Here is a 23,287-nt window from a genome sequence, read left to right on the forward strand (position 1 = left end):
TACTTGAGCTTCCCGGAAGCTCAAGAACCTAAGGTGTACGTGTTATCTGTTGCAGGATACCACGAAGCGGGATGCTTAGCCATGTGGGGCGGTTGTTCATCTCATACGCAACTTCGTAGATTACCTTTTCGAGTACAAAGCTCTCTAACAATACCTCAAGCGCAGCCCACGACGTGGGCATAAACGCGGCATCACCGGCGTGTTCAATATAGCTACCCAGGTAGGCCGCACTGACCCAGAAGCACCAGAAGTCGGCCCAACCTTGCAATTGCTCGGCCTCTTCAGCGGAGATGCTCATGGCATCAATGCGGCTGAAGTAGCTCGCGTAGGCCGCATACTGGAACGAGCGCAGCATCCCGGCCACGTCGCGCAGCGGGGAGCGCTTAATGCGCCGCTCACTGATCGGGCGTGCCGGTTCGCCCTCGAAGTCAATGATCATGAAGTCCTTGCCGGTGAAGAGCACCTGGCCCAAGTGGAAATCGCCGTGGATGCGCGTGCGTACCGCGTCGATCTTGGTGCCCACCACGCGCTGGAAGCGCGCCAACAAGGCGTCCTCCTCGGCCAGAACCAACGCGGCCTCATCGTGGATCGACTCGGGCAAGGTTGGGAGCAGCTTGCGGAGGCTCTGGAAGGTCTGCACGGTGAGGGTACGCATGCTCTGGTAGAGCGAGCGCTGGTAGAGTTGTGAGAAGGGTTCGGGGGCAAACGCAGCGCCACGCCCCCCGGCTAGAGCGCGGTGCATCTCGGCGGTACGCTGGCCCAACAGATGTGCCCGCTCGATATAGCCGGTGAGTAACTCTGCCGCCAACTCTGGCTCACGCTCATCGGTGGCATTGAGCAGCGCCGCAATCGTCACCGGAACGGACGGCGCGGCCATCTCCGGGCGCGCCAAGACCTCATCGAAGTAGGTGCGTAGCTCATCCAGCGTATAGGCCCACGCATCTCCCTCGTTGGTCACAAAACCTTGCAGAATCGCCACGGTCAGTGGTTCATCATTGGGGCGCAGGTATTCAATACTGCCCGCCACCGGCGGGGTATTAGCAAACCCGACCTCATCGCTCAGGAAGCGCCCGATCTCCAGATCTGGGTTGAGGCCACTGCTCATCTTGCGGAAGAGCTTCATGATCAACTGGCCACCGAAGTTGATCGAGGAGTTGCTCTGCTCGGCGCGGATGAGGATTGGATCGAGATTCGCATCGGGCTGCGCGTTGAGCAACCCACGCAGGGCACGGGTTGGGCTTCCAATCAGTTCACCCGCATTGCCGCGTAAGCGCCGCCGCCCCAACACCAACTCGCGCAAGGTCGCGCAGAACTCGCGGTCCACCAGCGGATCGTAGAGCACCCCCGGTTGCGTCTGATCCCCCACTTGCAAGGCGGCGATAACGGTATGGCGGAATTCACTCAGCAACTGCTCGGCACGTTCACCCTCGGCATAGGCCATGGGTAGCAGATAGATCTCGTTACTACCTTCTAGATACTCAACCCGCACCATAGTGAGGTAATCCAGACTCGCCTCGCGGCTCATCGGCATGATGATCAGGTCTTCAAATTGCACCGCCTTCATCTTGCGCGATTTGCCGCCAAACCAACGGCGTTGCTGGATGAAGTCGGGCAAGACCGCCTCTAGGCGTGTCTGGCGGCCATCATAGAAGATCGCATCCCACTTGGCGGCGTCGTGCATCTGGATTAAGACCGGCTCATCACTGAGCGGGGTCTCAAGCAGAACGCCCTCGACGCGCTGCGGCACCAGTCGGAACCAGTAGAAGGAGTGCGGGCCAAGGGTGATGAAGTAGGGTCGCTCCGTGACCGGCGGGAACTCGACTTGGCCAAAGAGTTCGACCGGCATCATGCCCTTGAAGTTGGCCAGATCTAGTTCAACCCCTTGCACAAAGCGCGAGAGATTGGCCACTACGAGGATGATCTCCTCTTCGTGGCGGCGCAAGAAACAGAGCACTTTGCGGTTATCGGGCTGGAGGAACTCCAGCGTCCCGCGCCCAAAGGCGTGGTAGCGCTTACGCAACGCAATCAGGCGCTTCGTCCACCAGAGCAGCGAGTGTTGATTGGCGCTCTGGTTCTCAACATTCACCATCTCATAGTGGTACTCCGGGTCGGTAATCACGGGCAAGTAGAGGCGCTGGGGGTTGGCCCTAGAGAAACCCGCATTGCGGTCGCCAGTCCACTGCATGGGGGTACGCACCCCATTACGATCCCCCAGGTAGATGTTGTCGCCCATACCAATCTCATCGCCATAGTAGAGTACGGGCGTACCCGGCAACGAGAAGAGCAGGCCATTCATCAACTCGATCTTACGCCGATGGTTACTGAGCAGCGGAGCCAAGCGGCGGCGAATACCCAGATTGATGCGCGCCTGGGGATCACGCGCATAGACCCGGTACATATAGTCGCGCTCTTCATCCGTCACCATCTCCAGGGTCAACTCATCGTGGTTACGCAAGAAGATCGCCCACTGGCAAGCATCGGGAATGCTAGGGGTCTGGCGCATAATCTCGATGATCGGGAAGCGGTCCTCCTGATAGACCGCCATATAGAGACGCGGCATGACCGAGAAGTGGAAGGCCATGTGGCACTCATCGCCATCACCGAAGTAGGCGATCAGATCTTCGGGCCACTGGTTGGCTTCGGCGAGGAACATGCGGCCAGGGAAGCGCTCATCAAGCTGGCGGCGCAACTGTTTGAGGAAGGTGTGGGTGGCGGGCAGATTCTCGCAGTTGGTACCTTCCGCCTCGTAGAGATAGGGGATCGCATCGAGGCGCAGGCCATCCACACCCATCTCCAACCAGAACTCCATCGCCTTAAAAATCGCCCGATGCACCGCCGGATTCTCAAAATTGAGATCGGGTTGGTGGCTATAGAAACGGTGCCAGTAGTAGGCACCCGCCACCGGGTCCCACGTCCAATTACTACTCTCAAAATCCTTAAAGATGATGCGCGTATCTTTGTATGTATCGGGCGTATCCGACCAGACATAGAAATCGCGATGGTTACTACCGGGCTTCGCAGTACGAGCACGCTGGAACCAGGCGTGCTGATCGGAGGTGTGGTTACAGACGAGTTCGGTGATGATCCGCAAGCCGCGCTGATGCGCCTCGCGGATAAGCGTGCGCACATCCTGGATCGTACCATACGCGGGATTGACATCGGTGTAGTCGGCAATATCGTAGCCGTCGTCACGCAGGGGGGAGGGGTAGAAGGGGAGGAGCCAGATTGCAGTCACACCCAAATCTTGGAGATAATCGAGCTTACTGATCAGACCCTTAAAATCGCCAATGCCGTCGCCATCACTATCGCAGAAGGCTCGGATGTGGATCTCATAGATGATCGCATCTTTATACCAGAGCGGATCACCGTTGAGGATCTGCGGGGTCTTTCTGCTGGTCATGCGTTGCTTTCTTGGTAGTCAGGCTGAACATAGCGAAGCGTGCTGCAAATGGTATATGTGGAGTTTTGGCGGCTACGCCGCCAAAACTCCACATATACATTACCTCACGAATAGAACTCAAACCCATGCTCATCGCGCACACGGCGGCGCAGCCGGAAGATATGCACCGGCATGGCATATGGGTTCAGTTCGACATAGTTAAAGCCATCATTCCAAATATAGCGCTGATCACTCAACAGATCATGCATCTGCACCGGGGAACTCAGGCCCCAATCGGCGAGTGGTAATTCCACCCATGCTGATTGGAGGTTCACCGGATCAAGGCTGATCACCACCAGCACAATATTACTCAGATCGGCACTCTGCTTGCTATAGGCAATAATCTGGTCATTCTCGGTAAAATTGTTCTCAACCCGATGGAAGCGCAGGCTCTCATTGCGCTGGAGTGCCACATTCTCCTTGCGGATACGGTTGAGTTGGCCAATGAAGCCGCGAATGCTGCGCGGATCATCGAGATTCCAGGTACGAAGTTCATATTTCTCGTTATTACGATACTCTTCGCGACCCTGTACCGGCATATGTTCGAGCAACTCATAGGCCGGGCCATACAACCCCCACGAGGCGGCCAGGGTTGCGGCGAGGGCGGCTCGCGCATAGAAGGTGCCCCGGTGGCCGGGGTAGAACTGGGGGGTGAGAATATCGTGGGTGTTGGGCCAGAAATTGGGTCGGAAATAGTCCTTGACCTCAGTCTGGGTCAACTCGGTCATGTACTGGATCAATTCCCACTTGGCAGTCCGCCAGGTGAAGTAGGTATAGCTCTGGGTAAAGCCGAGTTTGGCCAGGTTATACATCACCTTGGGTCGGGTGAAGGCTTCCGAGAGGAAGATCGCCTCAGGATACTTGGCTTTGAGTTCACCAATGCACCACTCCCAGAAACGAAAACTCTTGGTATGCGGATTATCCACCCGGAAGACACGCACCCCCTGAGTCATCCAATAGTCAAAATAGCCCTTGAGTTCATACCACATCCCCTGCCAATCCTGCGACTCAAAATCGAAGGGGTAGATATCCTGATACTTCTTGGGCGGATTTTCGGCATACTGGATCGTGCCATCGGGGCGGGCACGGAACCAATCGGGATGCTCGCGCACATAGGGATGATCGGGCGAGCACTGAAAGGCATTATCGAGCGCGATCTCGATGCCATACTGCTCACGCGCCACCCGCACCAGTTCGCGGAAATCCTCAAGCGTACCAAGTTCAGGGTGAATAGCGAGGTGGCCCCCCTCGGCGGAGCCAATCGCATAGGGGCTACCCGGTTCACCCGGCTGGGCCGTGGGGGTATTGTCCTTGCCCTTGCGGAAGGTCTGGCCAATCGGATGGATCGGGGTCAGGTAGAGAATATCGAAGCCCAACTCGGCCACATAGGGCAGCCGGTTGATCACATCGCGGAAGGTACCATGACGCCCCGGTTCGGGCGAGGTCGAACGCGGGAAAATCTCGTACCAACTGGAGAAGCGCGCCAAGGGCGAATCGACCACCACCACCAACTCACGCTCGTAGGTGGTCGCATAGCGACGCGGGGCATAGGTCGCCATCAGCTCAGCCAGCGAGACCGCAAAGGCGGCGGTCAGATCACCCGCCCGCAGTGCATCGGCATAGGTGCGCAGGCGCGTCGCGACTTCGCCGGTGGTATGCGCAGCCGCATCGGCCACCAGATCAGCCCCGATCAGCAGATCGACACTCACCTCCTGGCCCGCATCCACCCGGCGATGCAGTTGATGCACCCAGGTCTTAAAGTGATCAACCCAACTCTGCACGGTATAATGGTAGCGCCCGATCTCGGTAGGGGTAAACATACCGCGCCAGCGATCATTAATCACCAGCGTCATCGGCGATTCTTGCCATGTCGGGTTAGCCTCTTGGCGGTAGCGCACCACACAGGTAAGAATGTCGTGGCCATCGGCGAAGGCGTCAACCTCGACCTGCACCGGCTCACCGGGAACGCGCTTGATCGGGTAGCGTCCGGCATCCACTTCGGGTTGGAGGCGCTCCAAAATCACGCGGCGGCGGCCTTCGCCCCATAGACTCAGGCCATTTGGGCTGCGATCAGCGCTGGCCTGAGTACTCCGTTCAACTGCCGACATTGGCATCGGTGAATCCCCAATCTATCGCTGGTGGCCGCAGCCCCCAAAAAGGTATCAATCAATGGCGGGAAGGGGTTTCCTCCCACTATGGATTGTACTGAAGGGGCTAGGATGTGTCAAACGGATGACCGCGCCGCCACAATATTGTGGCTGGCCGCCCAGCGCCCCAGGTCTTGGCGATTGATCGCCGCTGCCATGAGGTCGGGGAAGAGGTCGGGGGTGCAGGCGAACGAGGGGATGCCCATACTGGCCAAGGCAGCCGCGTTATGATGGTGGTAGGCCGGGGCACCGTCGTCGCTGAGCGCGAGCAGGGCGATCACCTGTACCCCCGCCCCGGCCAGCGCCGCCGCCCGGTGTAGCATCTCTTCTTGGTTGCCACCCTCATAGAGATCGCTGATCAGCACCAGGATCGTCTCTTGGGGCCGCCGGATCAGGCTCTGGCAGTAGCCCAGGGCCAAATTGATGTCGGTGCCGCCACCCAGTTGCAGGCCAAAGAGCAGATCCACCGGATCACGCAGTTCCTCAGTCAGATCCACCACCTCGGTATCAAAGACCACCATGCGGGTCTGGACGGCGGGCAAGGAGGCGAGGACGGCCCCGAAGACCCCGGCATAGACGACCGAGGAGGCCATCGAGCCGCTCTGATCCACACACAGGATGATGTCGCGCAGGGCGCTGCGTCGCCGCCCGTAGCCAATCCGGGTGGCCGGAATGACCGTGCGGTAGGCGGGTTGGTAGTGGCGCAGGTTGGCGCGAATGGTGCGTGGCCAGTCAATCTCGCTGTGGCGCGGGCGGCGGTTGCGTACCGAGCGGTTGAGGCTGCCCATCACCGACTGGCGGGTGGGGTTGGCGAGTTTACGAATAAGTGCCTCGACGACCTTACGCACCACGGCCCGTGCCGTCTCGCGGGTCTGAGCGGGGAGCGCCGCGCTTAATGCGAGCAGGCTCCCCACCAAGTGGACATTCGGTTCAGCCGCTTGGAGCAATTCGGGTTCGAGCAACATGCGGCGCAGATTGAGGCGATCCAGGGCGTCCTGTTGCAGTACTTGAACGACCGAGGCGGGGAAGTAGCCACGAATATCACCCAGCCAACGCGCCACGTTGGGTGAAGAACTACCGAGGCCACCCGTGCGATCCGAGTCGTAGAGCGCTTGCAGCGCGGCATCCACCTGCTGATCGGGCTTACTCAGGCTCATCCCGGTGCCATCGGCGGGGCCGCCACCGAGGATCATGCGCCAGCGGCGTAGGCGTTCGTTCTCAGGCTGCATAAAGATGACCTTTCGTGGTGATAGAACAGTAGGGGCGAAGCATCGCCTGCCATGGAGCAAGGGAACCCGAACACGTTGGCGGGCGATGCTTCGCCCCTACCATGTGCCCCGATGGAACGGTCAAGTTCCCCGATCATCCCGTAGGGGCGAAGCATCGCCTGCCATGGAGCAAGGGAACCCGAACACGTTGGTGGGCGATGCTTCGCCCCTACCGTAGGGGCGAAGCATCGCCTGCCATGGAGTTGGCGGTGGCTGAGCCTGTCGAAGCTGAGTTTGCCGAAGCCAACGGCGGGTAGTTGGTGCAAGACTTTACGTCACAACCGTAGCTCCGCTAATGCCTGCATCGTCTCAGCGTGGCATGCACAGATCTGATCGTACCGCTCGGTGAGGTTCGTAATCGGCGGATGCAGTGCATCCTCCTCCAAGGTGCGACACAATTCCGCCAGCGCCATGGCTCCCAAGAGCGCCGCATTGGACTTGAGCGTGTGGACGGCCAGACGAATCTGGTCGGGTTGTTGATCCGTGATAGCCTGGGCCAGACTAGCAATCAGTTTGGGAGTTTCGAGACTAAAGAGATCAATAAACTCATGCAGGACTGTCGGGTTGCCCCCGCCAAGACTCTGTTGGAGATGTTCAATCATTTTCAGATCGATGATCAAATCTTCATGAGGAAGTTCCGGCGCTACGAAGGAAACTTCACTGAGGGTATGTTGTTTCAGCACCAGTTCCAACTCTTCGATCCGCACCGGCTTGCTGATATAGTCATCCATCCCGGCGGCCAAGCAGCGCTCGCGGTCGCCGCGCATAGCGTTGGCGGTCATGGCGATGATGCGCGGGCGTACATCGGCGGGCCAGCGGGCAACGATCTGGCGTGTGGCTTCGAGTCCGTCCAGTTCGGGCATCTGGACATCCATCAAGACCAGATCGTAGGGCTGACGTGCGATCGCTTCTATCGCCTCAAGGCCATTGCCAACCACATCGGCACGGTAGCCGAGGCGCTCCAGGGTCCGCAGGGCCACGCGCTGATTGACCGCATTGTCTTCGGCGAGCAGGATGCGCAGACTGTGGCGCGTATCGGTGAATGGTTCCGGCGGCACCGATACCTCTTGAGCATAGTCCAGACCTTCGGTAGCCCCGACGGCGGCCAGGAGCGCACGGTAGAGCATGCGGCGCTTGATCGGCTTACGCAAATGCCATGCAATGTTAGGAAAAAAAGAATATTTATTCGTATTCAGATCGGAAATAAGAATAATCGGCAGATCGGCTCCATCAGGAAGACGGCGCAACGCCAATGTCAGCGGTGATCCATCAGCAGTATGCAACGTTGCATCAAGAAGTGCCAGATCAAAACGACTCCCACGCGCAATGAGTTCAAGTGCTTCCACACAGTTACTGACGGCATAGACACTCATCCCCCAGCCACTTGCCGCATAACTCAACATCTCGCGGCGGGTAGCACTTGGTTCAACAATCAGGGTTTGGCGTCCAGCCAGATCCATGTCGAGCGCATAGATATCTTCCTCACTGCCCACCCCGGCCACAATCTCAACCCGGAAGGTGCTGCCCTGCCCCGACTTACTCTCAACACTGATCCCACCGCCCATCATCTCACTCAAGCGCCTACAGATCACCAACCCCAACCCCGTTCCGCCATAGGTACGGGTCGTCGAAGCATCCACCTGGCTAAAGGCACGGAAGAGGCGGTCGCGCTTATCAGCGGGAATCCCGATCCCGGTATCGCGAACCTCGATCAGCAGACGAACCTGATCGGCTTCCAGGTCGAAATCTGGGCAACGGTTCACATGAAGTGTGACCTCGCCATGCTGAGTGAACTTAACGGCATTACCGAGCAGATTGACCAGAATCTGGCGTAGCCGCGTCACATCACTCAGCAGCATCGTCGGCACATCGGGGGCGATCAGGTAGGCCAGATCGAGACCCTTCGCAAAGGCGGTAGGGGCCACCAGATCGAGTGCTGACTCGACACACTCCTGGATCTCGAAGGGCTGCTGTTCAAGCTCCATCCGCCCCGACTCGATCTTCGAGAGATCCAGGATATCGTTGATAATCGTCAGCAAACTCTCGCCACTGGAACGGATCGTCTCGGCATACTCGCGCTGGCGTTCATTGAGCGGCGTATCGAGCATCAACCCAGTCATCCCGATCACCCCATTCATCGGGGTACGGATCTCGTGGCTCATGTTGGCCAGGAACTCGCTACGCGCCCGCGTGGCGTGTTCCGCCGCCTCCTTGGCCTCGATCAAGGCCGCCTGGGCCGCATGCGCAGCGGTCACATCCTGAATATAGATCGCCAAGCCATCCGACCAGGGATAGATCCGCATGGCTAACCAGACATCAAGCGGTGCAAAATAGACCTCGTCGCGGATCGGTTTGAGGCTCTCCATGGCCTGGGTATAGAGTTCGGCATAGAGCAAGCCCACCCGGTCGGCAGCCGAATCCCAGATGGATTGGCCGATCAGGCTGGCAGCAGGTTGGCCCAGTAGGCGCGCCGCTTCGTCATTGACATAGACGAACCTCCACTCCATGTCAACCGCAAAAAAGGCATCGGCAATACTCTCCAGAATACTGGTGACGCGGGCGGAAGACTGGCGCAACGCCTCTTCAAACCGCATACGTTCATGTAATTCGCTCTGCAACGCCTCATTGAGGCGCAGATTAGTGAGCGCTTGGCCAATCGTTGTGGAGAGGCGTTGGGCGAGTGCAATATCTTCCGTCGTAAAGAGGTGCGACTCGGTGGAAGAGAGGCCAATTGTGCCGATCAGTTCGTCATGCACGAGCACTGGCACTACCAGCAGCGAGATCATATCTTGAGGATCGGATGTGGAGGCGTGATTCTCACGGCGGCGCTGACGCATCGGCAGGTTCGAGAGCGCCACCGGCTGGCGGCGGGCGAGTAGATCTTGGGTGAGTAGGTTGCCGCGCACCGGGATGACCGAACCGATCACCGATGGCTCGTTATCGCTTGAATACTCGGCCACCACCATCTGGGAGGTACGGTCGGCATTGAGCAGGGCGCAGAGCGCCTGGGGCACATTGAACGCCTCGGCCATATCGGCGCAGATACGCTGGAGCGCCTCGCGGGTATCGCTAGCCGACGAGATCGCGCTCATCACCCGATTGAGTGCGAGCGTCTCACGCACCACCCGCTGTAAGTCGCCGCGCAGACGGGTACGTTCAATTGCCTTCCCGATATGATCAGACAGACGCAGGAGTAGATTGAAATCATCACTATCGAGCGCATACGGACTAGGGTGCTCAACATGCAGCACCCCAGCCACAGTGCCACTCACCAACAGCGGGGTCGTGATTGCCGTCCCAACATCAGCAGCCAGATCGAGGGCGATAGGGCTGCTGCGGGTATCGGGAATAAAGAGCGGTTCAGTTGTTGTGATCACATGGCCCAGCGGCATACTATGGCTCAGATTGCGGGTTGGCGGTAGGGGTTGATTGAGCGCATGTTTGAGAATCAGTTCATCAGCCTCGATCATATAGATCGCTACTGATTGGTAGCCGAGGGTGAGCGCACATGATTCGACCGCCACTTGGACAATCGTATCAATCGTATCGGCCTGACCGATAGCACTACGCACCTGCTCCAGGTGGGCCAGCAGATCGGCTTGATGGCGGATCTCGCGCTGCAATGCCGCCAAACGCGCCTCACTAGCTTGCAATGCGCGGGTTAATCGGGCAACATCCGCCTGAATAGCGCGTGCGCGTCGCGATTTGCCAAAGGGTGCCATTGAGATTTCCCTTGTTTATGCCCGCCCTTTACGCCGCTGCTGAAGCCGCTGCAAGACCCGCTGCAATGCGGGTGATGGTCGCTCAACCGGGCGCTTGCCATCCTCCTCGGTACTGAAGGAGAAGGCCCACTCTTCCAGCAAACCACCCAAGGGCTTGGTGGGCATATCCAACACTGGCGGCACACCCCGGTTGAGTGCATTGGTGAAGAAGTCGGCAGCATAGGGGATGATCATACCTAACGGGCGACGCAAGGCGGTCTCAATGTCCTTGCGCGCAATGCCACCGCGTTCAAAGGTGGTGTTGAGCAGAAGGGTGATCTTGTCAGAGCGATAGCCGAGCTGATCAAAGACATCAAGGGCACACGTCGTCGCTACAATCGAACCGATCTCAGGGGCCAGCACCAACACGATCTGATCAACTCCATCAAGTGCGGCTAAGGTCGTTTCATTGAAATTATGCGGCGCATCAATGATCGTATAGTCATACTTGGCGCGAAGGATCTGCATCACTCGCGAGACATGCGCTGGGGTAATGAGTTCATTCTGATCGGGGCGGGGAGCCGCTGGCAGAACCCGCAAGCCGCAGGCATGGCTGAGCATCACCTGGTTTACGATCTCTTCGTCAATATGATCCGGTGCTTTACTCGCCATATCGCCCCAACTGGTGCGCAGTGGCAGGTTGAGCATCAGGGCACTATGGCCCCCCGTAAAGACCATATCGGCCAGTGCGACTTTGCCACCACCCCAGATCTGGTTGAGTCCGGCGGCAAGGTTGACGGAGAGGCTAGAGATGCCTACGCCGCCACGCAGCGAGAAGAAGGCTACCATCTTGCCCTGCGCAGTCGCGGTAATAGCCGGGGGTGGGTTGGCGCGCCGCAACAGCGCCTTAACCCGCGCCTGAAGCTCCTCGGCCTCAAAGGGCTTGGCCATATAGTCATCGGCCCCGGCCTCCAGCCCCTGCACCCGCTCGTGCAGTGCATTGTTGGCACTCAGCATCATGATGGGGCGAGTCATAAAGGCGGGCTGGCGGCGCAGCCGCCGACAGACCTCGTAGCCATCAAATTCGGGCATCTGCACATCGAGGATGATCATGTCGGGCAGCGACTCAGCCGCCATATCCAGCGCCATACGCCCATCGGTCGCTTCGAGGATCTCGTAGCCAATTGCCTCTAGCGCCAGAGCCACCGCCTTGATGTTGATAGGACTGTCGTCTACCACCAGAATACGTTGCGCCATAGTAAATACTTTCAGGATTAGGTAATGATTTCAGTGTTATATATGATACCAGTTTTTGGCGATCATTTGTATAGTAGGGGCGAAGCATCGCCCACCGGATGGCCGGAGGCACCCCACGCATGTTGGGAGGCGATGCTTCGCCCCATAGGCATTCGGTTACGGAGAGCATCATCCTCGGTGGTACACCATAGCAACCGCAGAGGACACTGAGAGGTACGCAGAGGGATGGATTTTGCGCTACCTGTGGTTACGACCTATGGTTCTTCCTCTGCGTTCTCTGCGGTCAAAAACCGGGGCGCAAGAGGACGCTTAACCGAACGCCAATGCGGATTCGCCCCTCCATGAACCCCCGCCCCGCCAGGGGTGCCCCACCATACCCATAGGGGCGATGCTTCGCCCCTACCCATTCCCACCCCAGGCGTAGCGATGCAAGATATTGCGTCGCTACAACCCCAATAACCGGTCTAAAAACGGTAATACAAGATCTGCACGTTCGGATGCAAATTCCGGCGATGTAGAGACGCATGTAGCGATGCAATATCTTGCGTCGCTACTGCGTTGGGCACGTTCGCCCAGTTGGCGGCGCTCGGCGGGGGGGAAGGTGGCAAAGGTGCGCCGGATGAGCGGCAGGATGGGCTGGAAGGTGTCGGCGGGGAGTTCGGCGACCCAGGTGTCGAGGATACCCCAGAGCAGATCGTCGTGGAGCAGGAGGGCCGAGCTTTCCCGCAGTAGCCCTTCGACCCACGCCGCCGCCTGGGGTGGCTCGGCAGCCTGCGAGAGGGCGTGGCCGACCCGGCGGGCCGCCTCACTGGCATCAATCTCGCCAGCATCCAGCAGCAGGCGGCAGCAGCGTCCACCAACCAAGCCATGCACCCCGCCCATGTCGGCCACGCGGCGCAACGCTTGGTACCATGCGGCCAGGTGTTCGGTGTTCTGCAAGAGGCGTAGCGCCGCCGCCACCGCGATGATGCGCCCGAACATGGCCTCAGCGGCATCGTCGTTCAGGGAACTGCACACCGCCGCCAACCCGATACAGATGCGGGCCACCATCCCATCCACCACATGTGCGAGGGCGGCGCTGTCGGTCTGGCGCACGCCACCATAGCGCATACTGGCCACCAAACTGGTGCGAGTGATGCGATCTTCGCGCACCAGTGCGTCCATCAACTGGGCCACATCGGATGTACGCGCCGAGCGCTCCTGAAGCAGATCCATCAGTGGTGGTACCGCTTCGGGCAGATCGGCCAAGAGTACCTGATTGAGCACCGCCACCAGATCGGGCAGTTCGGGGGCGTGGAGCGCCGTCTCAAGCGCCCGGTTGCCCGCCGCATCACGCAGCGTATTGCCCCAGATCGCGGCTTCGATCAGCGCCACATGCAGTTCGGGGCGCCACTGGAGCCGCCACGTCTCACGGAAGGTGCCGGTGCCGCCACTCTTCTCCTTATCCAGTTCACCCCAGCCAATACCGAGCAGACTCAGGCGGCGCAGCAGGTGGCTGCGTTCGCGGTCGGTATCCTTGCGCAGATCGAGTTCCAGTTTTTCCTCAGTGGCACTCACCTTCATACGCAGGCGGCGCTGTTCGCGTTGGAGATCCTGCTGCAACGGCACGCTCGGTGCTTCTTCGGGCACCGCGCCCATGCGTTCCCCCACGATCAACTCGGAGTGAATGAGTTGCATGGGAAGATCGCTGCCAAAACAGAAGACCGCCCGACACGCCTCGTTCATCTCCGGCAGACCGGGCAGCGGACGACCGCGCAGCGCGGCCAGGCTCTCGGCGAGGCGCACCGCCTCTATCGCGTGCGCCGAGGAGCCATCGAGATCCTGCGCCCGCAACAAGCGCCCCACCCGCGCCATCCAGCGGCTGGCCACATGTTCGTGGTTGTGCCAGAGGTGTTCGTACCAGCCCGGCGACTCGATTCCGGCTCCGTAGCCACTCGTATACGCGAGGCGGCTGTAGGTCCAGGGTGCCCAGGTAGCCTGGGTTTTGATCTTGGGCAAGCCCTTGAGCAGTGCCGTATCGCCCTTTTTGTCCTTCAGATCAACTAGGGCCGGGGCGTGCCACGCCCCACACACCACCGCCACCCGCTGGTAGCCCTCGGCCAGCGCGGCGCGGATCGTCTGGCGCATCCACGCCTCGCGGCGCGCCTCGTGGGGATCGGGGGACGGCGATTCGGCGCGGATGGCCGCCATCGCTTCGAGGATGGCGGCGAAGAGATCGCCGCGTTCGCGGCGCTGCTCGACCATCTGTTCCCACCAGCGCTCCCGATCACTAAAGCCCGCCGCCTCGGAGAGCAGCGCCAGCGGATCAGCGCTGGGGGCAGTGGAGGATTCGTCGGCTGCCTCGGTTTCAACCTGCGCCAACTGGTGCCACTGCGGCAGATCGCAGAAGCGTACCGGCAACCCCTGTTCTAACCCGTAGCTGATCGCCTGCCACTCCGGCGAGAAGGTTGCAAAGGGGTAAAAGACCGCATCACGCGGGCGTTCGGCGGCATAGACCAGCAGCGCCACGGGCGGCTGCATGGTGGTATGCGCCACCAGTGGCAGCACCGGCTCAGCATCGGGCGGGCCTTCGATCAGGATGGCATCGGGCTGCAACGCCTCCAGAGCCAAGCGCAGGCTCCGCGCCGAGCCGGGGCCGTGGTGCCGAATGCCGAAGATGTGGTGTGTTGCCACCGGAGCTCCCTTTTTCAAACGTACCCAGCCCGTAAACGATACCGCTGGGCAATTCGCGCTCAGCGACCCGCTCAGCCGAGGGACGCCACGAGGCGGGCGAAGGATGACTGGCGGGTAGTCGCACGCGGGATGCCTTGCACCCAGGCGACTACCCGGACGATATTGATTGCAATCGCGATAAGGATGTGCTGCACATGAGTCTTGGCTTGTCCCCGATAGCGCGAAGCGCGCAATCCAAACGCGCGCACGCCTTGCGACAGGCAGCCTTCAATGCCAGCTCGTGCGGCATACATCTGCGTGAACGCCTCCGTCACTTGGCGTTGCCGAGCGGTTTGGAGGGTCTCGTGCTGGTCGCGTGGGCGCAGTTTCATCGTCCGTGGCCCCGTTTTCGCCTGCGTGCAGCGCGCGCGCAACGCACAGTCCTGACAATCATCGGGGTCGAACTGAACCCCGATCACCTCCTGGCTCGCTCCCGCACGCGTGGTGCGCGGAGACCAGCGCACGCTCCGCTTCCCGACGGGGCAGGTCACCTGCTGGGCGTCCCAATCAATCACAAAACAGCGGATATCCAGGCCATCCGGCTGCCGGGCTTGCCAACTCGTGTCGCCCAGGACTGGCCCGATCACATCCACCCCTTGCTGCTGGCTGGTCACGAGCACCTCGGCGGCCATATACCCGCTATCCAGCAGATGCTCCTGCGGCAGCAGGTTCCGTGCGGCCAGATGGGTATGGATCGTGTCGGTGACGCAGACATCATTGGTCGTGGCTGGGGTCGTTTCCACGTTGGTGATCAGGTGCGGCTGATCGTCATCACATGTCTCCGTCAGATGCACCTTGTACCCCGTCCAGGTGGTCTGGCGCTTGGTGGCGAAGCGGGCCTCGGTTTCGTAGGGCGACCGGATCATCTGGGCATGGGGCGGCAGATCGTCCTCACTGCGCCAGCGCACGTCGTGCGGTCCATAGTACTGCTGCAGCCAGATCTGGCGCAGGAGTTGTACCGCCGGATTCTGGCGCAGATCCGGCGGGGTATCGGCTGCCGCGACCGCATCCAGCAGGGCATAGCCATCCTGACCGATGGTCGTTTCGAGGATCTGCCGGTCGGCGGCGGCCTTGGGCAGCCGATACTCCTCGACGCGCACCGCGTAGCGCTCGGCCCAGTCCGGGGCGAGGTGCGCCGCCAGCCACGTCGGGTGCGTATCGGCGAGGGCATTGAGGGTGGCGCGCATGGTTTCGGCCACCAGGGTCATGCGGGTGAGCTGGCGCAGGTTGGCCAGGACATGGGTCGAATCACTGCGTTGGCGCCCACGGGTGCGCACGAGACCCGCGTCGACCAGGGTATCCACCATGATCGTCAAAAGCCGAGATTCTGCACCGGCGGTCAGCAAACGGGTACGAAAATCACCCAGAATGGTGGAATCAAAGCCGGGGTCGTCGATCTCCAGCGCGAGCGCGTATTTCCAATCCAGGCGGGCGCGCACGGCCTCAGCGGCATCGGCATCACTCAGGTGTTCGATCTGCTGGAAGACCAGCACCAGCGCCAAGCGGGCAGGCGCCTCAGCGGGATGCCCACGACGGGGATACAGGTCGGCAAAATCCGGGTTGGTAAAGATCGGCCCAAGGGTGTCGTACATGGTCATATAGCGATTCCCCTTCGGAAAGGCGCGCTTCGCGGCCCGCACCGTTGCGTCCGGAATCACATACCAGAGGGTTGGATCAAGAGTCATGAGCGCACCTCCTGTGGGCGAAAATACCATACCGATGCGACCATCGTAGCAGGCGTGTCAACGCAGAAGCCCGCTCATCGCGAATTGCCCAGCAGTATCGTTTACGGGCTGGGCGACGGTGCCAAAATATGACGTTACCCCTCCCGGCATGCCCGGTAGAGATCCTTCCAGCCCTCACGTTCCTTAACGACCGTCTCCAGATATTCTTGCCATACCAAGCGATCCTGCACCGGGTCTTTGATCACCGCGCCAACCAGACCCGATGCCACATCGCCCGCCCGCATCACCCCATCGCCAAAGTGGGCCGCCAGCGAGAGGCCGCTGTTGACCACCGAGATGGCCTCGGCGGTGCTGAGGGTGCCGCTGGGCGACTTGATCTTGGTCTTGCCATCGGCGGTTTGGCCGGAGCGCAACTCGCGGAAGACGGTGACAATGCGGCGGATCTCGGCCAGTGCCGGGGCTTCGGCGGGCAGTTCGAGCGCGACACCCAGGCTGGCCACGCGGCGTTGCACAATGTCGGCCTCTTCGTCGAGCGTGTCGGGCAGCGGCAGCACCACCGTATTGAAGCGCCGCTTGAGCGCACTCGAAAGATCGTTCACCCCCCGGTCGCGGTCGTTGGCGGTGGCGATGACGCTAAAGCCCTTGATCGCCTGTACCTCGCTATTCAGCTCTGGAATGGGCAGCGTCTTTTCGGAGAGGATCGTGATCAGGGTGTCCTGCACATCAGCCGGGATACGGGTCAACTCCTCGACACGGGCGATCTTACCCTCCTGCATGGCGCGCATGAGCGGGCTAGGCACCAGCGCCGCCGCCGAGGGGCCATCGGCCAAGAGGCGCGCATAGTTCCAGCCATAGCGGATCGCCTCCTCACTGGTACCCGCTGTGCCCTGGATGAGCAGCGTCGAATCGCCGGAGATCGCGGCGGCCAGATGTTCCGAGACCCAACTCTTAGCCGTACCGGGCAGACCGATCAGCAGCAGGGCACGATCTGTAGCCAGAGTCGCAATCGCAATCTCGATCACCCGGCGGCTACCGATATACTTCGGCTCGATGCGCGTGCCATCGGGCAACTCGCCCCCCAGCAGGTAGGTCGCCACCGCCCAGGGCGAGAGGTTCCAACCGGGCGGACGCGGGCGGGTATCGTGGGCGGCGAGGGCGCGCAACTCCTCGGCATACTGATGCTCGGCATGCTCACGCAGGCGGTTGGACATAGGGAGGATCTCCTTTTAGCTCAATGCTCGCAGCATCTCATCACGGAAGGCCAACAACTCCTCAAACTCGCTGATACTAGCGCCCCAATAGGGCAACTCGCGCATCTCGTTGGTGATCTGGGCTATTGCTTCAGCGGCGAGATCGGCGGGGATGCGCTGGGCAAAAATTTCGAGCGCCGCCCGTAGATGCCAGTCTTGTGCATTCATCTGGCGTAGCCGTTGGCCCAGTACCTTCAGCAGCGCCCGTGATAGCGCATAGCTCCACGGCGCAGGCAGCATGCGCAACAGCGCCAGCACGGGGCTTTCCCCATGTAACGCCTCGCCACCCTTGAGCAGCGCCAACACCAGCGCCTCGCGGCGGGCGGGCGGCAGCGCGGGCAGCAGTTCTTCCAGACTGAGCGCCTTCTCGCCATTCTGGGCCAGATCGACCAGCACCTCCAGCCAGGTCAGATCGTGGGAGCGGCGAGCAGCTTCGGCCCAACTACCCACCAGCAGGCCGCGCCACTCGCGGCTGATCTTCGCCGCCAGGATCTCCTGCGGCACTGCGCCCCAAGCCGCCGCCCAGACCGCAGGCGGCACCACTTCGAGCATCTGGTTGAGCCACCAAGCACGTTCGCCCAGTTTCTTGCTCACCGGCTTGAGCACGATCCCATCGCGCTGCATGGCCGCGTCACACTCCTCTGGCAAACGCACCTCAAGGCTCGGCTTCTTGATCTGGCCCACACCGGGCAGGCGCGGGCCAACCCCTGGTGTCCAGTGCAGTAACGGGGTGAGCCGATCCACCATGCGCTGCACCAGCCGCGATGCAGGCAACTCGGCTAACAGTGCCGCTGCCGCCTTGCGCACCCGCTCGGAGCGATCATCCAACACCTGCTCCAAGAAGGGTTCATCGGCCATACTCAAGCCCTCGGCCAGCGTCTTGAGCAGAGCAAGGCGCTCATCAGCACGCTCGCTACTCCATGTGGTGATGAGCAGATCCCGCGCCTGGGCGGGGTTGCGGCTGCGCACCTGAGCCAGCAGCGCCACCCGCACCGCATGTGAACCCGTCTCCCACAGCGTGGTGATCTCGGCATCACTCAACGTCTGATCACCCAGCAGTGCATAGTCCCACTCTGGATTCAGGCTGGCCAACCAGCGCCCGCGTGTACCCAGCACCGGGATGATCGCCGCGCGCATCCCGGCACGCGTGTGGCCATAACTGAGCAGCACGGGCAACAGTTCCGGCGGGGGCGTCTGCTGGTGGGCGGCGAGAGCGGCCAGCCATTCGGGTAACGCGACCGTATGCTTCCCGGCCAGCATCTGGGCCAGATGCCATGCCGCCTGGGGCGAACAGACAGGCCGATCATCGGCAGGAGCCAGGGGGAAGGGCGTGGCCGAGGTTGCGGCGGGCAACCAACCGGCGCGGCGGTACAGACCGACCAAGGCCGAGGCACTGAGCAGCGCTGCTTCCGCATCGGCGGCAGGATCGAGGCGTTCAAGGCGCTGCGCCAACGCCCCCGACGCAGCCGGGAGCGTCGGCGGGCGGCGCTCGGTACCCAACAGGGCGGCGGCCACCAGATCGGCCCAGTCCGGGGTGTGTGTAAGATCGAGGGCAGTTGCAGGCATCGGGCGTCTCCTCCATACAACGGCAGGTAGGGGCGAAGCATCGCCTGCGGAATATGCCACCGACCGCGAGGGCGAAGCATCGCCTGCGGAATATGCCACCGGGTTCCAGCGCACTGGGGGGCGATGCTTCGCCCCTACGTGATACCCCGTGATCCCCCGTAATGCCCCGTGATGCCCCGTGATGTCCCGTAATCCCCCGTAATCCCCCGTGATCCCCCGTGATCCCCCGTGATCCCCCGTGATCCCCCGTGATCCCCCGTGATGTCCCATCATGACCGCGAGGGCGAAGCATCGCCTGTGGAACATGCCACCGGTTTCCCGCGCACTGGAGGGGCGATGCTTCGCCCCTACGGGATGTTCGGAGCAACCAGATCAACAAACCCACCCACCCACGCCGAAAGCGGGGTCAACCAATCACCATCCCACTCGCCACTCAGGCTGAAGGGCTGGCCCGCACTACGCGCCAAGAGTTCCCAACCCCGCGCAAACTGTGGGCGCAACGGCAGACTACGCCCCGCCTGATCGTACACCACCCAACCCTCTGGCGTCAGCGCCAACTGCACCGGGCCAAGCGCGAGCGGGTAGCGTTCGAGCCACGGGCAACGCGCCAGCGCCGCCGCATAGGTTCCGAGGGCGGTATGAATGTCGCTGGAGGGGAAGAAGGTCGCCTGGGTGGTGGCATCACGCTGTTTCACCAGCACCCGCAGCGGCAAAGAACCGGGGTAGAAGACCAGATCGGCATCAAGCTGCGTCCCTGGCACGAGGCTAGACGGGAAAGGTTTACCTGTCGGACTAAAATCGAGTACCAAGGCGGGCTGTGCCGCCGCCTCAGCCCACAACCAAGTACGCTGCACATCAAGGCGATCATCATACTTCTCGACCACCCGACCCAGCACCAACCAGCGGTCGCGCTGGCCCGCCCCGGCCAAGACCTCCTCTTGCTTCAGAGCAAAGCCCACCGCCTGTCGCACCTCAGCCTGCATATCCGGACTGAGCGTATCGAGGCGCGCATAGCCCTCCACCAAGCCATGCAGCCGCGCCATGCGCTCCAGCAGCCGCCCCTGCCAGCCGTCGCCACTCGCCGGAATCGTGGCCATCTCGCGCAGATGGTGCGCCACGCCGGGAGCCTGAGCATCCACCATACGCGCCGCCATACGATCAAAGACCGCCGGACTACGCGCCGGAATCCCGGCCAGCCCCGCGCGCACCTGATCGCGCAGCCAGCGCGACACCTCAGACATCCCGGCCTGCACCTTGGCATCACGAGCCGCTGCCGACTTCGCGGACTTCGCCGCCCGCTGCTGTACAGCGGCGGCATCATCAACGGTGGATTGGCGGCGCTGCTGCTGCTCCTCGCGCTGGGTGCGGCTCGCCAACCACTCGGCCACCCACGCGGGCGGTGTGGCCGGTGCCACCAGATCGGGTTGCGCCGCCAACAGCAGGAGCAGCCCCAACCCGTGTTTACAGGGGAATTTGCGACTCGGACATGAGCAACGGAACGCGGGCCCACGCAGATCGATCTGGGTCTGATAGGGAGTCTTGCCACTCCCCTGACACTCGCCCCAGACCGCCTGCGCATCCCGACTAACCGCGACCCACGAGTGCGGGGTGGCCAAGCCACGTCCCGCCTTTGCCGAAGCAGCATCGGGAGCCAACGCAAGAACCTGCTCGGTCGTGAGTGGTGATGACATGGTGGCCTGTCGTCCTCAGCATGGCGGATCTGGCAGGTTTATGGTAACACATCAGTGTGACAGTGGATGTCACATATCCAGCCCAATATCCACCGCCCGTGCCGAATGGGTCAATGCGCCCACGGAGATATAATCCACCCCACTCTCCGCCACGGCACGGATGGTAGCCAGGGTAATCCCGCCACTCGCCTCACACAGCGCACGGCCCGCAATAATCGCCACCGCAGTGCGCAGATCCGCAGGCGACATATTATCGAGCAGAATCATATCCGCCCCGGCCTCCGCCGCCACCTGAACCTGCTCTAGCGTATCCACCTCCACCTCAACCCGCACCATCGGGCCAACCGCAGCGCGGGTACGGCGCAGCGCCTCGGCCAGCCCGAAGCCCTGCGCGGCGAGGATAGCGAGGTGGTTATCCTTCAACATCACCCCATCATAGAGCGCAAAGCGGTGGTTGGTGCCACCACCCATACGCACCGCATACTTCTCCAACGCCCGCAAACCGGGCGTCGTCTTGCGCGTATCCAGAATCCGCGCCTGCGTCCCCTGCACCGCCTCGACATAGCGCGCGGTGAGCGTCGCCACACCACACATACGCTGGAGCAGATTGAGCGCCACGCGCTCCCCACTGACAATCGCGCGTGCCGGGCCAGAGACGCTTGCAATCGGGGTGCCTGCGGCCGCGTGGCTACCCTCATCCACCAAAACGCGCACCTCTAGAGCCGGATCAAGCGCCGCAAAGACCGCCTGCACCACCGGCAGGCCACACACCACCGCCGGTTCGCGCAACACAAACGTCGCCCCGGCGTGAACAGCGGCGGGAATCGCCGCCAAACTGGTCAGATCGCCAGTGCCAACATCCTCGGCCAAGGCACGCGCCACAATCTCGTGAACAATATGGGGAGCTAGATCCATGGGGGTCTCCTTATCCTAATCCGCTGCGTGGGCCATTCCGGGCGCGATCACTCCCACCAACTGCGGCGCACGACTACGCTGGAGCAGCGTATGGGCATGCCACTCCTCACGAGTCTGCGGGAAGTCGCTACGGAAATGGCCGCCCCGGCTCTCCTGGCGCAGCAGCGCACTCTCCACAATCAGACGCGCCGCCAGAGTCGCATTCGCGGCGGTAATCGCATCCGGCTGATCGGGATCGGCCTGGATCGGGCGCTGCAACAACGCCGTCTGCCCGCGTGCCAGACCGGCACCATCGCGCAGCGGCCCAGCAGCGGCAACCATAATCGCGGCCAGATCATCGCGCCAGGTTGGAGTAACCGGAGCCGTGCGTTCCAAGCATTGTAGTGCGACCTCCGGCATACGGCTGCGCACCTCCTGGCGACCAGCCGCCCGCCCAGCACGGCGACCAAAAACGAGGCACTCCAACAAGGAGTTACTCGCCAGCCGGTTAGCCCCGTGAACCCCGGTGCAACTCACCTCACCCACCGCATACAGGCCGGGGAGGTTGGTAGCGCCAAAGAGATCAGTACGCACCCCACCCATCAGGTAATGCGCCGCCGGAGCGACCGGGATTGCCTCTGTAGTGATGTCAATTCCATCCTCAAGCAGACGAGCATGAATAGTCGGGAAATGACTCGTGATCAGATCACTCGGCAGGTGCGTCAGATCGAGCAGCACGTGGTCGGTGCCGGTGCGGCGCAGCGCTGCATAGATCCCACGGGTCACCACATCACGCGGAGCCAACTCAGCACGCGGGTCATAGGCGGGCATAAAGCGCTCCCCGGTCAGGGTGCGTAAAACCCCACCCTCACCGCGGGCAGCTTCAGTGATCAGGAACCCGCGCCCGGCCTTGGTGCGATAGACCGTAGGATGGAACTGCACGAACTCCATATCGGCAATCTCAGCCCCGGCACGGTAGGCCATGGCAATCCCCTCACCCAAGGCCGTCGGCTGGTTGCTCGTGAGGCCATAGAGTGCCCCGGTACCTCCACTGGCCAAGATCGTGGCATCAGCGAAGAAGCGCGTCCACGCCCCCGCCGCATCACAGGCCAAAGCCCCAACCACCTGGCCACCCAGATCGAGCAGATCGGCCACCTGCCAGCCCTCACAAACCCGAATGCGCGGATGGGCCAGCACCTGCGCGATCAGCACCTGAATAACCGCGAGGCCGGTTGCATCACCGACATGCACAATCCGGCGCTGCGAGTGGCCCCCCTCCAGACCGAGGGCAAACTGACTATTCGGCTGGCGCGCAAAAGGCACCCCCAACGTAGCCAACTCCCGCATCATGCCGGGGGCATCATAAGCCAAGGCCGTCACCGCATCGAGATCACACAGACCCGCCCCCGCCACCAGCGTATCCTCAACATGAAACTGGGGCGAATCGTGCAGATCGAGCGCCGCTGCGATCCCACCCTGCGCCAAAGCCGAATTACTCTCCGGCAGTGCGCCGCGCACCAGAACCGTCACATCGGTGCGCTCGGCAGCCGCCAGCGCAGCACCCAAACCCGCCGCCCCCGCCCCGATCACCAACACCCCCACCCGTTCCACCCGGGCCACCCGTGGCTGCGTTGCCAGGACGTAGCGTGGTGTCTGCCCCATCATGATGCCTCTCCT

The 23,287-nt window shown here is 61.6% G+C and carries 12 protein-coding genes; all 12 read right to left on the minus strand.

Annotated features, from left to right (window positions below):
- Window positions 1-28 precede the first annotated feature (28 nt).
- Window positions 29-3,400, minus strand: coding sequence for a maltose alpha-D-glucosyltransferase (gene treS, locus EKD03_RS07215; RefSeq protein WP_129629075.1), 3,372 nt, complete (start codon window positions 3,398-3,400; stop codon window positions 29-31).
- 104 nt (window positions 3,401-3,504) lie between these two features.
- Entirely contained in the window at window positions 3,505-5,553 is a 2,049-nt protein-coding gene (locus EKD03_RS07220) for an alpha-1,4-glucan--maltose-1-phosphate maltosyltransferase (RefSeq protein WP_238613429.1), read from the minus strand.
- A 110-nt stretch (window positions 5,554-5,663) separates the two neighbouring features.
- Entirely contained in the window at window positions 5,664-6,815 is a 1,152-nt protein-coding gene (locus tag EKD03_RS07225; RefSeq protein ID WP_129629077.1) for a VWA domain-containing protein, read from the minus strand.
- Window positions 6,816-7,129: 314 nt separating this feature from the next.
- The gene (locus EKD03_RS07230) at window positions 7,130-10,576 is read right to left on the minus strand and encodes a response regulator (protein ID WP_129629079.1); all 3,447 of its coding nucleotides are present in this window, start codon (window positions 10,574-10,576) and stop codon (window positions 7,130-7,132) included.
- Window positions 10,577-10,591: 15 nt separating this feature from the next.
- Window positions 10,592-11,812 carry a CpaE/TadZ family protein gene (locus tag EKD03_RS07235; RefSeq protein WP_129629081.1) on the minus strand — a complete coding sequence of 407 codons (1,221 nt, stop codon included), beginning with the start codon at window positions 11,810-11,812 and terminating at the stop codon, window positions 10,592-10,594.
- Window positions 11,813-12,256: 444 nt separating this feature from the next.
- The gene (locus EKD03_RS07240) at window positions 12,257-14,485 is read right to left on the minus strand and encodes a DUF5682 family protein (protein WP_129629083.1); all 2,229 of its coding nucleotides are present in this window, start codon (window positions 14,483-14,485) and stop codon (window positions 12,257-12,259) included.
- Window positions 14,486-14,556: 71 nt separating this feature from the next.
- Window positions 14,557-16,239, minus strand: a complete 1,683-nt coding sequence (locus tag EKD03_RS07245; RefSeq protein WP_338030933.1) for an IS1182 family transposase — start codon at window positions 16,237-16,239, stop codon at window positions 14,557-14,559.
- A gap of 104 nt (window positions 16,240-16,343) precedes the next feature.
- Entirely contained in the window at window positions 16,344-17,420 is a 1,077-nt protein-coding gene (locus tag EKD03_RS07250) for an ATP-binding protein (protein WP_129629085.1), read from the minus strand.
- Window positions 17,421-17,435: 15 nt separating this feature from the next.
- Window positions 17,436-19,025, minus strand: a complete 1,590-nt coding sequence (locus EKD03_RS07255; protein WP_129629087.1) for a DUF5691 domain-containing protein — start codon at window positions 19,023-19,025, stop codon at window positions 17,436-17,438.
- A gap of 347 nt (window positions 19,026-19,372) precedes the next feature.
- Window positions 19,373-20,716: an SWIM zinc finger family protein gene (locus EKD03_RS07260; RefSeq protein WP_129629089.1), complete on the minus strand. Its 1,344-nt coding sequence runs from the start codon at window positions 20,714-20,716 to the stop codon at window positions 19,373-19,375.
- Between the two features lie 69 nt (window positions 20,717-20,785).
- Window positions 20,786-21,631, minus strand: a complete 846-nt coding sequence (gene nadC, locus EKD03_RS07265; RefSeq protein WP_129629091.1) for a carboxylating nicotinate-nucleotide diphosphorylase — start codon at window positions 21,629-21,631, stop codon at window positions 20,786-20,788.
- Window positions 21,632-21,646: 15 nt separating this feature from the next.
- Window positions 21,647-23,275 (minus strand): L-aspartate oxidase, encoded by a 1,629-nt coding sequence (nadB, locus tag EKD03_RS07270; RefSeq protein WP_129629093.1) that lies wholly within the window; start codon window positions 23,273-23,275, stop codon window positions 21,647-21,649.
- Window positions 23,276-23,287: the final 12 nt, after the last annotated feature.

It is taken from the genome of Candidatus Oscillochloris fontis (assembly GCF_004138135.1).
GTDB lineage: Bacteria > Chloroflexota > Chloroflexia > Chloroflexales > Chloroflexaceae > Oscillochloris > Oscillochloris fontis.

Coding starts and splice junctions, on each gene's coding strand:
- treS (WP_129629075.1), bottom strand. CDS start 3,400: ATGACCAGCAGAAAGACCCCGCAGATCCTCAACGGTGATCCGCTCTGG.
- EKD03_RS07220 (WP_238613429.1), bottom strand. CDS start 5,553: ATGCCAATGTCGGCAGTTGAACGGAGTACTCAGGCCAGCGCTGATCGC.
- EKD03_RS07225 (WP_129629077.1), bottom strand. CDS start 6,815: ATGCAGCCTGAGAACGAACGCCTACGCCGCTGGCGCATGATCCTCGGT.
- EKD03_RS07230 (WP_129629079.1), bottom strand. CDS start 10,576: ATGGCACCCTTTGGCAAATCGCGACGCGCACGCGCTATTCAGGCGGAT.
- EKD03_RS07235 (WP_129629081.1), bottom strand. CDS start 11,812: ATGGCGCAACGTATTCTGGTGGTAGACGACAGTCCTATCAACATCAAG.
- EKD03_RS07245 (WP_338030933.1), bottom strand. CDS start 16,239: ATGGTATTTTCGCCCACAGGAGGTGCGCTCATGACTCTTGATCCAACC.
- EKD03_RS07250 (WP_129629085.1), bottom strand. CDS start 17,420: ATGTCCAACCGCCTGCGTGAGCATGCCGAGCATCAGTATGCCGAGGAG.
- EKD03_RS07255 (WP_129629087.1), bottom strand. CDS start 19,025: ATGCCTGCAACTGCCCTCGATCTTACACACACCCCGGACTGGGCCGAT.
- EKD03_RS07260 (WP_129629089.1), bottom strand. CDS start 20,716: ATGTCATCACCACTCACGACCGAGCAGGTTCTTGCGTTGGCTCCCGAT.
- nadC (WP_129629091.1), bottom strand. CDS start 21,631: ATGGATCTAGCTCCCCATATTGTTCACGAGATTGTGGCGCGTGCCTTG.
- nadB (WP_129629093.1), bottom strand. CDS start 23,275: ATGATGGGGCAGACACCACGCTACGTCCTGGCAACGCAGCCACGGGTG.